This window comes from Corynebacterium sp. KPL3927 (assembly GCF_040225835.1).
Taxonomy (GTDB): domain Bacteria; phylum Actinomycetota; class Actinomycetes; order Mycobacteriales; family Mycobacteriaceae; genus Corynebacterium.
In genome coordinates, this window is the sequence record NZ_JBEHGD010000011.1 from 20,697 (window position 1) to 34,143 (window position 13,447).

Here is a 13,447-nt window from a genome sequence, read left to right on the forward strand (position 1 = left end):
CTATTCAGAAATGGACTAGAAGAGCTCCAAAACTGTCAAACCCATGGAAGAAGGTTAAATGAATACAACGTCTAAGGATGCAAATGCAAGATACTTGGATAATCTCGCCAGAGAGTTACGCCTACTCAACATCAATGGGCTAGAGCTCGACCAAGCCCTGTCATCCGTCAAAGAGGTAATCCATGAGAAGGGTGTCCGAGCCGAAGATGAGTTTGGCCCGGCCAGAGAATACGCCCATACGCTCTATCCAGATAGTTCTCAACGACAGTTTTACCTATTCACCCTCCTAGGAATGATTCTGGCTGTAGCTGGCTTTATTGGCCTCCATATATACCTTGACCACGCCAACATTGAGAATACCGGTCAACTGGTGAAATTTACCCCGCTCCTGCTGATACCTGTAGGAATGGGAATAGATTTCGCAAGATATCGAAACGTCTGAGCCCGCAGCAGCCTTTCCTTCTTTACTCTTTGAAATGACCTCGTCATACCAATCCTTGTTGATCCGCTTAAGTTCTTCGAGACCCGCCTTGATGGCAAGTTTAATTTTCCCTGCTCGTCAGCCTCAGCGGAACCCTGTCCTGACTCAATCTGAACCTAATCAATAGAGGTCGCGTTAGGAAGTTTCTGAACTGAATCAACAGATCGCACGGGAGTACGAGAAGGTGTTGATTCTTGTGCTGAAGCGACAACGGACCCCGATGTAAGGATGGAAGCTGACACCGCAGTACTCAGATACTTACGGGTTCGTGTCTGGTTTGGGTGATGTCATTCTTGAAGTAGACGAGGCTGACCATCCCGAGTGCTTCAGTGCCTGCGTCGACGGTTGTAGACCACGTCAATCCAGTAGGCTGGGCCTTTTTCGGCAACTTCTAACAATCCATAATCAAGACTTCGAATTTTGATCGACGAGATTCGCAGCTACCTCGGCGCAATCCGGTCGCCCACAATGCTGGGTTTCCACATGCTGGATGCAGTCATCACAGATGAGCACCTGTTGGCGGCACGTATCCTCATTAATGCAGTTGTGGAAGGTATTAGTACCCTTGTCGCAGTGCACGCAGTGGCCCAATTGGATAAAGCCTGGGTCCTCTAGTCCTTGGCCAAACTCCTGGTGCATGCGTTTGTCAAAGACGTACATGGAGCCTTCCCACAGCCCATCATTGCCGTACTTTTCGCCGTAGCGCACGATGCCGCCGTCAATCTGGTAGATCTCGTTGAAGCCGCGGTTCTTCATTAGAGAGGAAAGGACCTCGCACCGGATCCCGCCGGTGCAATAGGAGACGACAGGCTTGTCCTTCATCCAGTCATATTTGCCGGATTCCAGTTCCTCGATGAAGTCATGTGTGGTGCGCACATCCGGCACGACGGCATTTTTGAACTTGCCAATCTCTGCTTCCATGGCATTGCGGCCATCGAAGAAGACGACGTCATCGCCGCGCTCTTCTACCAGCTTGTTGACCTCTTCCGGCTTGAGGTGCGTGCCGCCGCCCACGACGCCGTTTTCATCCACCTTCAGCTCGCCCGGCGCGCCAAAGGCCACGATTTCATCGCGCACCTTGACCGATAGGCGCGGGAAATCCTCGGCTCCGCCATCGGACCACTTGAACTGCATGCGCTTAAAGCCCGGGTACTCACGGGTTTGGCGCACGTAGCGCTTGCAGGCATCCATGTCGCCGCCGACGGTGCCATTGATGCCGTGTTCCGAAATGAGGATGCGCCCCTTCAAGCCCAGGGACTCGCACAGGGTGCGCTGCCATAGCATGACGGCGGTGGGATCCTCGATGGGGGTAAAGCAGTAATACAGGAGAACTTTGCCGATAGTCACGCCCATAATCTTAGGCGCGCTACCGGCAAGATCCCCAATTCCTTAGCGCTTTTGGTAGAGCGCCTTCTTGCGGGCGAAGACCGGATCCGAGGTCACGAGCACGCCGAGGTTACGGAAGATTCCCTCATCCACCGAGCCCAGGATGGTGGTGGTGTGGACGTCGCAGCCGGCGAGTTCCTTGATCTGTTCCAGCGCCTTGCGGGCATCCTCGTCCTTCGCGGCGGATACGGATAGCGCGATGAGCACCTCATCGGTGTGCAGGCGGGGGTTGGAAGAGCCCAGGTGCTTCGTCTTCAGCGTTTGGATTGGCTCTATCGATTCCGGCGAAAGCAGGTGGGTATCGTCATCGATGCCGGCCAAGTACTTAAGGGCATTGAGCAGCATCGCCGCGGAGCAGCCCAGCAGCGGCGAGGTGCGGCCGGTGATGATGGTGCCATCGTGAAGCTGCATCGCGGAGGCGGGTCCATCGGTTTCCTCCGCGCGCTTGCGGGCCGGGCCAACCACAGGGCGGTCATCGGCTTTGATGCCGGCCTTCGCCATGACGACGGCGGCGCGCTCAGACTGCTCATCGCCCAGCCCGGCGCGGGCTTCTTCCACCTTGGCCTTGAAGTAGCGGCGGATGATTTCCTGTTGGGCGGCGGCGCGGCAGACCGCATCATCGGTAATGCAGTAGCCGGCCATATTCACGCCCATGTCCGTGGGCGATTCGTACGGCGTGGTGCCGGTGAGCTTTTCCAGCAGGGTCCGCAGCAGCGGGAAGGCCTCAACGTCGCGGTTGTAGTTCACCGTGGATTCGCCGTGGGCGCTCAAGTGGAAGTGGTCAATAATATTGGAATCGTTCAAGTCCACGGTGGCGGCCTCGTAAGCGAGGTTGACCGGGTGCTCGAGGGGCAGGTTCCAGATGGGGAAGGTCTCAAACTTGGCGTAACCAGCGTTATTGCCGCGCTGGTGCTCGTGGTAGACCTGCGATAGTGCGGTGGCAAGCTTGCCGGAACCAGGGCCTGGGGCGGTGACAACCACCAAGTCCCGGGAGGTTTCCGCGAACTCGTTCTTGCCAAGGCCATCCTCAGACACAATGAGGTCCGTATTCGTGGGATAGCCAGGGATAACGCGGTGGCGGGCTACCTTGAGGCCGAGGCGCTCGAGCTTTTCGATGAACGCTTCTGCCTGCGCATTTCCGTCTTCCACCTGGGTCATGACGATGTTTTCAACCAAGAAGCCGCGGCTGCGGAATACGTCCACCAAGCGCAAGAGGTCATCTTCATACAGGATGTCTAAATCAGCGCGTACCTTGTGGCGGGCAATGTCTTTGGCGTTGATGCACGGGAGGATTTCAATTTCCTCTTTGATGCGCTCCAGCATGGCGATCTTGTTATCCGGGGTAAAGCCCGGCAGCACGCGGGAGGCGTGCATATCATCGAAAAGCTTGCCGCCCATTTCCAGATAGAGCTTTCCGCCGATTTCTTCGCGGCGGGCCTGGATGTGCTTTGACTGCAGCTCTATGTATTTTTCACGGTCAAAACCGATTTCATGCGTCATGATTTATCGACCCTTCAATAGAAATAAAATCAATCCGCGCTTCGAGTTTACTCTTTTTCATTCCCCGGCGCCACGCGCCCTAGTTGGGGTCGACCAACTATTTCACTACACTGAAGCTATGCCTGAAGGTCACGTGATCCACCGCCTAGCCCTCACACTCAACGCGGACTATCGCGGGACGCCACTCAGCGTGACCAGCCCGCAAGGCCGCTTCGCCACCGAGGCGGCCATTCTGGACGGTACAGAAATCGACCACGCAGAGGCCTTTGGCAAGCACCTCTTCGTGCACTTCACCGCCGCGGACCCGGCGCATATCCTCTATATTCATCTGGGACTCATCGGCAAGCTGAGCTTCGAACCGCGTGAGGAAACCCGTGGGCAGATCCGCATACGCATAGACAATGGGACGCAGGCCGCACAGCTGCGCGGGCCCCAATTTTGCCTGCTGCTTACGGAGGAGGATTACCGGGCGCGGCTCACTAAGGTGGGCCAGGATCCTCTCCGCGCCGATGCCGATCCTGAAGCCCTGTGGGCCAAGGTGCACAAATCCCGCCGCAGCATAGGCTCCCTCATGATGGACCAGCACCTTTATGCCGGTGTGGGCAATATCTACCGCGCGGAGGCCCTCTTTCGCGCCGGCCTCTCCCCCTTCACCCCTGGCAAAGATGTTTCCCGTGAAACATTCTTCGCTATCTGGAAAGACCTGGTAGAGCTCATGAACTACGGCGTGGAGCACGGCCGCATTGATACCGTGCGCGCCGAGCACTCGCCAGAGGCCATGGATCGTGAGCCCCGCAAGGATGATCACGGTGGCGAAGTCTACGTCTACCGGCGCGCGGGCCTGCCCTGCTATGTCTGCGGCACGCCGATTACGGAACAAGTAATGGAGGGCAGAAACCTCTTCTGGTGCCCCACCTGCCAATCCGCAGCTTAGGGCCTATAGTGGCGGGCATGCGACCAGCCTATAGTGTATCCGCCGTACGTTCCGCCGAGTCCGCGCTCCTCGCGCAGCAGAGTCACGATGATGAGCTCATGCGCTTGGCCGCTCGGGGCGTTGCCGCCACGGCGAAATCCATGCTGACAGGCCCAGCGCCCCGCCGCATCTCCATCCTGGCCGGGCCCGGCGGCAATGGCGGCGATGGCCTTTATGCAGGCGCTTTCCTTGCCGAGGAGGGCTATGGCGTCGACGCGCTTCTCGTTGCCGGCTCCGCGCACGGCCCAGCGCTGCAGGCTTTTAAAGCCGCCGGCGGGACCATTACGGAGCAACCGCGCGCGGAGGCTACGGGCCTGCTCATTGATGCCGTCGCTGGCCTCAACTCCACCCGCGGCCTTAGCGGTGCTGGGCTTGCCGCGTACCGCGCGGCCAAGCAGCACGATATCCCGGTGCTTTCGGTGGATATCCCCTCTGGTATCAACGCCGATACGGGCGTGGCCGCGGAAAATGCCGTCGAGGCTACGATTACCGTGAGCTTTGGTTGGGCGCGCGCCGGCCATATCTTCGCCCCGGAATGCGGCACGGTGGTCCTGTGCGATCTGCACTTGCCCAACGCGCCGCGGTCCTTTGCGGAGGAACTAACGGCCTCGGCAGAGCCGGCGGGCTATATCGCCAACGAGCCCACCATCGATCTCCCCTTCCAGTGGCCCGCGGAGCCCGTGCTTGCCGATGCCCACCTCGGCCACGTCACCGCCCCCAAGCCCGTGGGCTGCACAGGGCCCATCGTGGATCCCACTCCCCACGCTTCGAGCACGAAATACACCGGCGGGGTCACCGCCATTTGCGCTGGCAGCAGCGAGTATCCCGGCGCGGGCATCCTGGCGGCTACCGGCGCGGTGCGCGCCACGCCGTCCATGGTGCGGGTGATAGATAACGATGCCGTGGTCCCCCTCCTGCCCGAGGTGGTTCCTCACCGCAGCGCCGAGGATAAGGTGCATGCCCAGGCGTGGGTGGTTGGTCCCGGCCGCGGCACCGATGAGGCGGCGGCCCGCGAGCTCCGCACCGTCTTAGATCGCGAGCTGCCCACCATCTTGGATGCCGATGCCCTGACGCTGCTCGCCCAGAGCGCTGAGCTGCGCGATCGCGTCCGCGCCCACCCGCGGGTCATCCTTACCCCACACGCCGGCGAGTTCCGCCGACTCTACGAGGCCACCCTCGGCCGCGAGCTCGATCTCAGCGAGGGCGTGGGCCCGCGCCAGCGCGAACTGGCCGAGGACTTGGACTGTTTTATCCTGCACAAGGGCCGGATCACCACGGTGACCGCGCCGGGCCAGGCCATCTACGGGATGAATGCCGGCCACTCTTATGCGGCCACCGCCGGCTCCGGCGACGTATTATCGGGCATCCTCGGCGCCACCATTGCGCAGGTAGACCACGCGAAGGCCGATACCGAGTACATCATCATGGAGATCCTCCACGCCGCCGCCCTACACCAGCACGCCGCGGCCATTGCGGCACATACCCCCGATGGTTTCGGCATTTGCTCCGCTTCCCAAATCGCCGCGGCGATGCCCCAGTCCATCGCCCGCCTGCTAGTTATGCACCGTTAACGTCTTGCTTGCTCACGCGGCCGTCTTTGACCTCAACCACGTGGTCGGCGAAGGTGAGCAAGGAGCGATCGTGGGTGACCAGCACGGTGGCGGTGTGCATCTCCTGGGTAATATCGCGCAGCAGGCGGATGATTTCCTGCGAAAGGTGAGAGTCGAGGGCGGAGGTGGGTTCATCGGCAAGCAGCAGGTTCGGCTCATCCATCAAGGCGCGCGCGATATTGACGCGCTGGCCTTGGCCGCCGGAAAGCTGGCCGATGCGGCGATTGCCCATCCCCTTAAGGCCGACGAATTCTAGCAACTCATCGGCGCGATCCTTGCGCAGCTTGCGCCCGGCCATGTGGTCCATGATGAGCAGCTGATCGCGCACCTTGAGCGAGGACAACAGGTTCGACTGCTGGAAGATGATGGAATTCGTGCCATTGACCTCGACGGTGCCGGAGTCCGGCGTGATGAGCCCTGCCCCGACGGAGAGCAGCGTGGACTTACCGGAACCGGACTCGCCCACAATCGCGGTGAGGGTATCGGAGTCGGCGCTAAAGGTGGCATTATCAAGCGCCGTGGTCGTCGTCGTACCGTCCTGAAAGGTGACGGTGGCGTTGCGAATATCAAGGATGGTGGACATTTTAGGCATTTCCTCCCAATGCATCGAGGGGGTTGGCTTTGGCTACGCGGCGGGTGGAAACCAAGGCACCGGCCATGCCCAGGATCCAGATGCCCACCGCGGGAACGATGATGGTGCGCACGGATACGTCGAAGGGGACGGTGCCGGAGGCCAGCAGGCCAAGCAGCCAGCCGACGAACGCGCCGAGGATGGTGCCGGCTGCCAAAATCAGTGCGGCTTGGGCCAGGGCATCGCGCAGCAGGTAGCGCACCGAGGATCCCAGGGCGCGCAGGATGGAAAGATCGCGGGTGCGCTGCAGGGTCCACACTGTCAGGAAGGCGACGGTGACTAATGCGGAGATGCCGTAGAGGAAGCCCTGCATGGTCAACAGCGAACCGCGCTCGGACTGATAAGCGGGCAGGCCGGAGAAGGAATCAGACATCTCGACCGAACCGGGCACCTCTTCGGTATGCAGGGCAACCGTGCCGACTACGCCCTCTGGGGCGTGGCTTACCTTCTGCCAGGTTTGGGTAGAAACCCATACCACCGGCGAGTGGGAGAACTGCGTTTCCGGAACGGTGCCCTCTACGGAAAGGTCTACCCCACCGATATTCACGGTGCCGGAGGCCTCAATGGTGTCAGAGAGGACGGCGCCATCTTCCGGGACGGTGGCGTTGGTATTCGGGATGGTCGTGCCAGCCGGCAGGCCCATCACGCCTACCGCGCCCTCGCCCTCCAGCTTGGTTTGCGCGGTGCCTAAGGCAATCGCATCGCTTGAAAGATCCTTCTCGTGGATCTCGGACTCGTTGTAGGCGGGCTCTTCGGTAGAAAAGGTGACGTAGGGGTGATCCTGCGCCACGGCCTCAAGCGCCGAGGTATTTTGTTTGGACAGGCCCTCCGTCAGGCCGGAGAGCATAACCAAAAGCAGGGTGATAAGCGCCACGGTGCCGCCGATGAGCCCGAAGCGGCCGCGCGCTGCGGTGATTTCACGAATAGCTAAGAACATACTTCTATAGTCCCTTTGCGCAGTTCAGAAGTAATCGGCGGCCTAGTTGAACCTCCAGTCAACCAACTGGTTGATCCCTCATCCACCCTCCGGCAGATACTGTAGGAAATTGTGTTTTCCGGACAGAAATTATGGCTCTGGGGCTTATACGCCATGTTCGCGTTCCTGCTGCTTTTCGGCGTGGCCCGCGCCTACATCGATGACCGCCTAGACGCCCGCGCCATCCTTTTGGCCATCGCCCTAGCCGCGGTGTACGCGGCCGCGCGCTGGCTTCCCACCTGGCTCTGGCTCACCGGGCTGTGCCTGCTCTGGTTGGGGCTGATGGTCCACGCGCAAGATTTCATGTGGCTCGAGTTCCCGCTCATCTTCGTCTTCCTGCGCGCCTTGCCCAAGTGGCCCGGGCTTATCTCCATCACGGTGCTGTGGGCGGCGGCCACCTTCATTCCCGCGTGGCTGCATCCGGATGGCTGGTCCATCGCCGCGGCCATCGGGCCGCTTATCGGCACGACCTTTGCCGCGGGCGTGTTTTATATCCAGCGCCGGTTGCAGGCGGAGGCGGCGCACCACAGGGACATCGCCAAGCAGCTGCAAGAAACCCAGGCCGAGCTGGCCGCCAGCGAGCACCAGGCCGGGCGCTTGGAAGAGCGCGAGCGCCTGTCCCGGGATATCCATGACACCGTGGCCCAAGGGTTGAGCTCCATCCTGCTGCTTTCGCGCGCCGCCCGGAATACCGATGACCTAGAGACCAAGAACGAGCAGCTCGCCGTCATCGAGGACACCGCAGGCGAGAACCTGGCCGAGGCGCGCCGCTTCGTGCGCGAGCTCGGCGGGCCCGATGAGCGCCTGGAGACCCAGCTGGATTCCATCCTGTCCCAGATGCGCCGGCGCACGGAGGCCCTTGGTGAGGACACCACCTTTGACCTTGTGGTTTCCGGCAGCGGCAGCGTACCCAGCGATATCAAGCAAGTGGTCGTGCGCGCCGCGCAAGAGGGCCTTAATAACGTGATCAAGCACGCGCACGCCTCCCGCGCGGTGGTCACCCTGGGCCTTTTCGAGGATGCAGTCACCCTGGACGTCGTGGATAATGGGCACGGTGTAGTTGCGCCCCCGCGCCACGGCGATGACAGCGGTTTTGGCTTGCAAGGATTGTCCCAGCGCGTGGAGAGCGTCGGTGGCTCCCTGAGCCTCGAATCCGGCGATGGCACCGCCCTTGCCATTAGAATCCCCCTCAAGGAGCAGCCCCATGGTTAACGTCATGCTTATCGATGATCACCCCGTCGTCCGCGCCGGGCTGCGCGCGATACTCAATACCTTTTCCGATGTCCGCGTGGTCATGGAAGGCGATAATGGCGCGGACGTGGACAAGCTCTTTGCCGATGGCTCCCCCGAGGTCGACGTCGTGGTCTGCGATATCCAGATGCCAGGAGTCGATGGCATCACCGCCACCAAAAAGCTGTCCGAGGCCGGTGGCCCGCCCGTGCTTATCCTCACCACCTATGACACCCAGGCGGATATCCTGGCTGCGGTCGAGGCCGGCGCGATGGGCTACCTGCTCAAGGATTCGCCCGAGGAAGAGCTGCACGAGGCGGTGCTCAATACCGCCGCGCGCCGGCGCACCCTCGCCCCAGAGGTGGTCAACCTCTTGGCCCAGCGCGTGGGCCAGCCGGAGCAGTCCCTGTCCACGCGCGAGCTGGAGATCCTCCGCGCGCTCGCGACCGGATCTTCCAATAAGGAGCTGGCCAACCAGCTCTTCATTTCTGAGGCCACCGTGAAGACGCACCTCATTCACATCTATCAGAAGCTGGGCGTAGATACCCGCACTGCTGCGGTAACCGTGGCCCGCGAGAGGAAGCTCATTTAATGCTGGACTGCATCGTCATCGGTGCCGGGCAAGCGGTCCTGGCCACCAGCTATTACCTGCGCAGGAAGGGACTCGACTTCCAGATCCTCGATGCCGAGCCCTCCCCCGGCGCGGCCTGGCGCCACGCGTGGCCGTCGCTCACGCTATTTAGCAATAGCGCGTCTTCCAACCTGCCCGGCTGGCCGATGCCCCACCACGACGGTTTCCCGCCCGCCAGCCACGTCATTGATTACTTCGCCCGCTACGAACAGCGCTATGACCTGCTCGTACGTCGGCCGGTGCGGGTCCAGGAAGTCAGCCACGATGGCGAGAACTTTCATGTCACCACCGATGACGAGCTTCTTAACGCGCGCACGGTGGTAGCGGCCACGGGCACGTGGTCCTCGCCGTTTATCCCCTACTACCCCGGCTCCTTTGCCGGGCGGCAGTGGCACTCGGCGTTCTACCCCGGGCCCGATCCTTTCCGCTGCGAGTCCGTCGCCGTCGTTGGGGCGGGCAACTCCGGGGCCCAAATAGCCGCGGAGCTCGTGCTTTCCGGCGTAGATACCACGTGGTTTACGGCGAAGCCGCCGCGGTGGATGCCCGATGACGTCGACGGCCGCGTGCTCTTCCAGCGCAATCGCGCCCGCCTTAATGCCATGATGCGCGGCGAGCCCGACCCCGGCGCGGATACCAACTTGGGCGATATCGTCGTCGTTCCTCCCGTCAAACGCGCCCGCGATGAGGGCCTGCTGGAGGCCTCCCCCATGTTTTCCAGTCTCGATGAGGTGAAGGCAGACCACCTCATCTGGTGCACCGGGTTCCGACCTGCGCTGGGTCCTTTCCGCGCGCTTCTCGATGGCCGCACCCCCACCGTCGAGGGCCTGTTCCTCGTTGGCTACGGCACTTGGACGGGACCAGGATCCGCAACGATTACCGGGGTGAGCCCGTTTGCCAAGCAGGCCGCGGGGGATATAGCCAAGCTCTGCTCCCCCAACCTTTAGCTGCCCAAAAATGGTTGCATCACAATTCACGTACCATGGTGAGCATGAGCACGCTACTTGTTACCCGTAACGAAGACAAATCCGTCACTACCTCCTTTGAGGAGGGAGAATTCCTCGGCGAGGGCGACCTGACCGTTGATGTCTCCTATTCCTCGCTGAACTACAAGGACGCGATGGCGATCACCGGCGATCCCGGCGTCGTCCGCACCAACCCGCTGGTGCCCGGCATCGACGTGGTCGGCACCGTATCCGATTCGAATGTGCAGCGCTTGCCGGTGGGTACTTTGGTTGCCTCCTTTGGCGATGGCCTCGGCGAATTCCGCCACGGCGGCTACACCCCGAAGCAGCGCGTCAATTCCCGCGCCACCGTTGCCCTGCCTGCAGATTTCACCGCGGAGCAGGCCGCTGCCGTCGGTACTGCCGGCTACACCGCGGCGCTGTGCGTTAACTCGCTGCGTGGGCTTCCCGATGGCCCAGTCCTCGTCACCGGTGCCACCGGCGGCGTTGGCTCCATCGCCGTCAACCTTCTGCGCAATGCCGGCTACGAGGTCCACGCCATGACCGGCCGCCCCGATGATTACGCCAACTACCTCCACGAGCTCGGCGCACATGAGATCATTGACCGCGCGGAATTCACCGAGCCGGGCAAGCCCCTGCAAAAGGCCGTCTACGCCGGCGCCGTAGACACCTCCGGTTCCCAAGAGCTGGCCAACGTCCTGGCCCGCACCAAGTGGGGCGGCACCGTTGCCGCTACCGGTATGGCAAGCGGCCCCGACCTGCCCGCCACCGTAATGCCCTTCATCCTGCGCAACGTGCACCTGGCTGGCGTGAACTCCGTCGATGCCCCGCTGCACTACCGTCAGAATGCTTGGCAGCTCCTTGCCCGCACCTTGGACCTGTCCATCCTAGAGTCCTTGACCAATACCCTTCCGCTGGAAGATGCGGTGGAGGAAGCACAATCCCTCATCAACGGCAGCCACCACGGCCGCACGGTGCTGAAGATTTCCTAAAGCCTTAGTCCTTTAGGGCCTACAGCTAGAAAGGCACCCCGTCACTCCTGGCGGGGTGCCTTTCATGTTCCTCCGGCCTAGGCGCCGCCCGCCAAGTGCCGCGTGATTTTCCTCGAGATGGACCCCAGCTGCCGCAGCTCCTCTTCCGTCAGGACAGAGACCACTTTTTCATCTACTTTCGCGGTATGGTTCCCCAAGGCGGTGGCGAACGACTCCTCGCCGCTTTTCGTCACTGTGACTTCAATTGCCCGGGGGCCTAGCTCCTCCGCGTTCCGCCTTATCACCAACTCGCGCCGCTCCATCCGGACGAGTTGTCGATGCAGCCGCGATTTCTCCCACCCCAGTTCCGCAGCCAGCTCATGCGGCCGGGTGCTCTGCCCACGGCGACGCAGCAGGACGGCCAGCACAGCATAGTCGGCCTCACTCACATTCGCGGCTGCGTGCAGTGCATTGGCCAACTCCCTATGCAGCGCGCGCTGCATCGCTACAAAGTCCGCCCACGCCGCACTTTCTTCTGGGCGCACAGTATCTCCCCCTTAGGCTTTGACTTAAATAGCATTATATACTGCGCAGTTGATTACTCAACCGATAACTGAGAGGAGAGGTTGATCCATCAACCCCCACCATTTATTAAGGCGCGGGATTTTAACTTCCGATCATTCATAATTGCCATATTTTTGCCAGTTTAAACGCATTTCCTTTGCTTTTTAAAAGCTATGTATTGGTACTAACGTGTGCTGGATACTATCTATCATTAGAACTTGCTAAGTAACTACCGGCCGGATTTCGAGTCGGCTGCGTCCCCCGTCGGGTAAGCGGCTGTTTATGATGGCGGGCATGGATAAACTTTTTGGCGCCTGCGGATTCGACTTCCTGGACACGGAGGAACTCATCGCGGAGCTTCCTGCAGACCGGACACTGTGGGACGCACCTGCTTTTGATCAAGTTCTCTACTATGCGGATCCCTCCGGCATAGCTGTCACGGCGATGGAGTACGAGGGGGAGTGGACCGTCTTGCCATCATTCCGAGGCGGGGAAGACGTAGAGGCAACGCTATATCGCGCCATGCCATTTATTGGCATCCTAGACATGGAGGATCTCCGGTGGGCGGTGCTTAGCGATGCCCCCTTCACGCTTCCCACCGGCAACCCCGTAGGCGGTGAAAAACTGCGCGGCCGCGTGCGACCCGCAGTCGTTGCGTTGGACTATGAATTAACGGAACCGGCGGAGTTTTCGCTGCGATCCCCCGCGACCGAACGGTTTTATAAAAACTACAAGCCCAGCCTGCTCAACCCGCAGGTGGAGCTAGCGGGGACCGTGAATAATGTCGAGAAAAAGACCAATGAGTTTGGGGGAGGGGAGTTCTGGGTATGCGAAATCGACGGGCTCCCGCTCATCGTTGATGCCCCAGTTGAGGCGGGCCAGGGAATCCGGGCGCACGGCATCGCGCTCTGCGCCACGGAATACTGGGATTAACCGCCTCGCTGCTAGGAGGAGGTAGCTCCTAGCGTTGCGAAGCTGCAGGTACTAGGGCTACAAGGCGCTCGAGGTAGTCCCGCACGAAATCGATGGTGCTGGACGGCTCAATCTTTCCGTCTTCACCAAGGAGCTGGGGAGAATTGCCCAAGAATACCTCGGGCTGACCGGGCATCGGCATGTCGAAGTAGGACAGGGCTAGGCGCACGTTCTTGTGGGAGGAATACCCACCCATGCGGCCAACGGAGTGACTGATGATGCCAGCCGGCTTATTCTTCCAGGCCACATCGGAATTGGGTTTGGATCCGATATCGATGGCATTTTTTAAGCACGCCGGGATGGTCCGGTTATTTTCACTGGTGACGAACAAAATCGCGTCCGCATCCTTAATTGCATTGCGGAAATCGGTGTACGCTTCCGGCGTGGGTTTATCCTCCACGCCTGGATCGTCGTAGTCGAAATCATAGAGCGGGAGGTCACGCAGGTCATAGCGCTGGCACTCTACGTGCTCGGGGACCAGTTCCATGGCATGGTTGGCGATCTTTTTCGCAATGCTTTCCCGCCGTAGGCTGCCGACGAGTACAAGAAGTTTCATGATG

General features: G+C 60.8%; 14 protein-coding genes. 8 read left to right on the forward strand and 6 right to left on the reverse strand.

The genetic code is table 11. The annotated features are described in order from the left end of the window. Positions 1-58: 58 nt before the first annotated feature. On the forward strand, positions 59-442 hold the full coding sequence (locus tag ABRP86_RS06900; RefSeq protein ID WP_349863303.1) for a hypothetical protein: 384 nt from the start codon (positions 59-61) through the stop codon (positions 440-442). Between the two features lie 444 nt (positions 443-886). Here ABRP86_RS06900 and trhO read toward each other — a convergent pair whose 3' ends face one another. Both trhO and ABRP86_RS06910 read right to left on the reverse strand, forming a co-directional pair. After that, positions 887-1,828 (reverse strand): oxygen-dependent tRNA uridine(34) hydroxylase TrhO, encoded by a 942-nt coding sequence (gene trhO / locus ABRP86_RS06905; protein WP_349863306.1) that lies wholly within the window; start codon positions 1,826-1,828, stop codon positions 887-889. A 42-nt stretch (positions 1,829-1,870) separates the two neighbouring features. Further along, positions 1,871-3,367 (reverse strand): DUF1846 domain-containing protein, encoded by a 1,497-nt coding sequence (locus ABRP86_RS06910; RefSeq protein ID WP_023024505.1) that lies wholly within the window; start codon positions 3,365-3,367, stop codon positions 1,871-1,873. Between the two features lie 118 nt (positions 3,368-3,485). Here ABRP86_RS06910 and ABRP86_RS06915 point away from each other — a divergent pair, with 118 nt between their 5' ends. After that, positions 3,486-4,301, forward strand: a complete 816-nt coding sequence (locus ABRP86_RS06915; protein WP_349863308.1) for an Fpg/Nei family DNA glycosylase — start codon at positions 3,486-3,488, stop codon at positions 4,299-4,301. Between the two features lie 17 nt (positions 4,302-4,318). Next, positions 4,319-5,911 carry a bifunctional ADP-dependent NAD(P)H-hydrate dehydratase/NAD(P)H-hydrate epimerase gene (locus ABRP86_RS06920; protein ID WP_349863310.1) on the forward strand — a complete coding sequence of 531 codons (1,593 nt, stop codon included), beginning with the start codon at positions 4,319-4,321 and terminating at the stop codon, positions 5,909-5,911. Here the strand turns inward: ABRP86_RS06920 and ABRP86_RS06925 are convergent. Further along, a complete protein-coding gene (locus tag ABRP86_RS06925; protein WP_023024511.1) occupies positions 5,898-6,533 on the reverse strand; it encodes an ABC transporter ATP-binding protein in 636 nt (211 codons plus the stop codon). The genes ABRP86_RS06920 and ABRP86_RS06925 overlap by 14 nt on opposite strands. A gap of 1 nt (position 6,534) precedes the next feature. Continuing rightward, positions 6,535-7,518 (reverse strand): ABC transporter permease, encoded by a 984-nt coding sequence (locus ABRP86_RS06930; RefSeq protein WP_349863312.1) that lies wholly within the window; start codon positions 7,516-7,518, stop codon positions 6,535-6,537. Between the two features lie 153 nt (positions 7,519-7,671). On the opposite strand from ABRP86_RS06930, the gene ABRP86_RS06935 reads away from it, so the two are divergent. The 4 genes from ABRP86_RS06935 to ABRP86_RS06950 are packed head-to-tail and all read left to right on the forward strand — an operon-like array spanning position 7,672 to position 11,372. Further along, positions 7,672-8,769, forward strand: coding sequence for a sensor histidine kinase (locus tag ABRP86_RS06935; protein WP_349863385.1), 1,098 nt, complete (start codon positions 7,672-7,674; stop codon positions 8,767-8,769). Continuing rightward, positions 8,762-9,379 (forward strand): response regulator, encoded by a 618-nt coding sequence (locus tag ABRP86_RS06940; protein WP_023024517.1) that lies wholly within the window; start codon positions 8,762-8,764, stop codon positions 9,377-9,379. Before ABRP86_RS06935 ends, ABRP86_RS06940 begins: the two co-directional genes overlap by 8 nt. Continuing rightward, complete coding sequence (locus tag ABRP86_RS06945) at positions 9,379-10,362, forward strand: NAD(P)-binding domain-containing protein (protein ID WP_349863315.1); 984 nt, start codon at positions 9,379-9,381, stop codon at positions 10,360-10,362. Before ABRP86_RS06940 ends, ABRP86_RS06945 begins: the two co-directional genes overlap by 1 nt. A gap of 35 nt (positions 10,363-10,397) precedes the next feature. After that, positions 10,398-11,372, forward strand: a complete 975-nt coding sequence (locus tag ABRP86_RS06950) for an MDR family oxidoreductase (RefSeq protein WP_023024521.1) — start codon at positions 10,398-10,400, stop codon at positions 11,370-11,372. Positions 11,373-11,449: 77 nt separating this feature from the next. Here ABRP86_RS06950 and ABRP86_RS06955 read toward each other — a convergent pair whose 3' ends face one another. Then, positions 11,450-11,896, reverse strand: coding sequence for a MarR family winged helix-turn-helix transcriptional regulator (locus ABRP86_RS06955; RefSeq protein ID WP_023024523.1), 447 nt, complete (start codon positions 11,894-11,896; stop codon positions 11,450-11,452). A gap of 313 nt (positions 11,897-12,209) precedes the next feature. Here ABRP86_RS06955 and ABRP86_RS06960 point away from each other — a divergent pair, with 313 nt between their 5' ends. Beyond that, positions 12,210-12,848 (forward strand): hypothetical protein, encoded by a 639-nt coding sequence (locus ABRP86_RS06960; RefSeq protein ID WP_349863318.1) that lies wholly within the window; start codon positions 12,210-12,212, stop codon positions 12,846-12,848. A 28-nt stretch (positions 12,849-12,876) separates the two neighbouring features. Here ABRP86_RS06960 and ABRP86_RS06965 read toward each other — a convergent pair whose 3' ends face one another. Next, the gene (locus ABRP86_RS06965; RefSeq protein ID WP_349863319.1) at positions 12,877-13,443 is read right to left on the reverse strand and encodes an NADPH-dependent FMN reductase; all 567 of its coding nucleotides are present in this window, start codon (positions 13,441-13,443) and stop codon (positions 12,877-12,879) included. Positions 13,444-13,447: the final 4 nt, after the last annotated feature.

Bases quoted from the DNA above. Each gene is read 5' to 3' on its own strand.
- ABRP86_RS06900 (WP_349863303.1), top strand. From the start codon at position 59: ATGAATACAACGTCTAAGGATGCAAATGCAAGATACTTGGATAATCTC.
- ABRP86_RS06910 (WP_023024505.1), bottom strand. From the start codon at position 3,367: ATGACGCATGAAATCGGTTTTGACCGTGAAAAATACATAGAGCTGCAG.
- ABRP86_RS06915 (WP_349863308.1), top strand. From the start codon at position 3,486: ATGCCTGAAGGTCACGTGATCCACCGCCTAGCCCTCACACTCAACGCG.
- ABRP86_RS06920 (WP_349863310.1), top strand. From the start codon at position 4,319: ATGCGACCAGCCTATAGTGTATCCGCCGTACGTTCCGCCGAGTCCGCG.
- ABRP86_RS06925 (WP_023024511.1), bottom strand. From the start codon at position 6,533: ATGTCCACCATCCTTGATATTCGCAACGCCACCGTCACCTTTCAGGAC.
- ABRP86_RS06930 (WP_349863312.1), bottom strand. From the start codon at position 7,518: ATGTTCTTAGCTATTCGTGAAATCACCGCAGCGCGCGGCCGCTTCGGG.
- ABRP86_RS06935 (WP_349863385.1), top strand. From the start codon at position 7,672: ATGTTCGCGTTCCTGCTGCTTTTCGGCGTGGCCCGCGCCTACATCGAT.
- ABRP86_RS06940 (WP_023024517.1), top strand. From the start codon at position 8,762: ATGGTTAACGTCATGCTTATCGATGATCACCCCGTCGTCCGCGCCGGG.
- ABRP86_RS06945 (WP_349863315.1), top strand. From the start codon at position 9,379: ATGCTGGACTGCATCGTCATCGGTGCCGGGCAAGCGGTCCTGGCCACC.
- ABRP86_RS06950 (WP_023024521.1), top strand. From the start codon at position 10,398: ATGGTGAGCATGAGCACGCTACTTGTTACCCGTAACGAAGACAAATCC.
- ABRP86_RS06960 (WP_349863318.1), top strand. From the start codon at position 12,210: ATGGATAAACTTTTTGGCGCCTGCGGATTCGACTTCCTGGACACGGAG.
- ABRP86_RS06965 (WP_349863319.1), bottom strand. From the start codon at position 13,443: ATGAAACTTCTTGTACTCGTCGGCAGCCTACGGCGGGAAAGCATTGCG.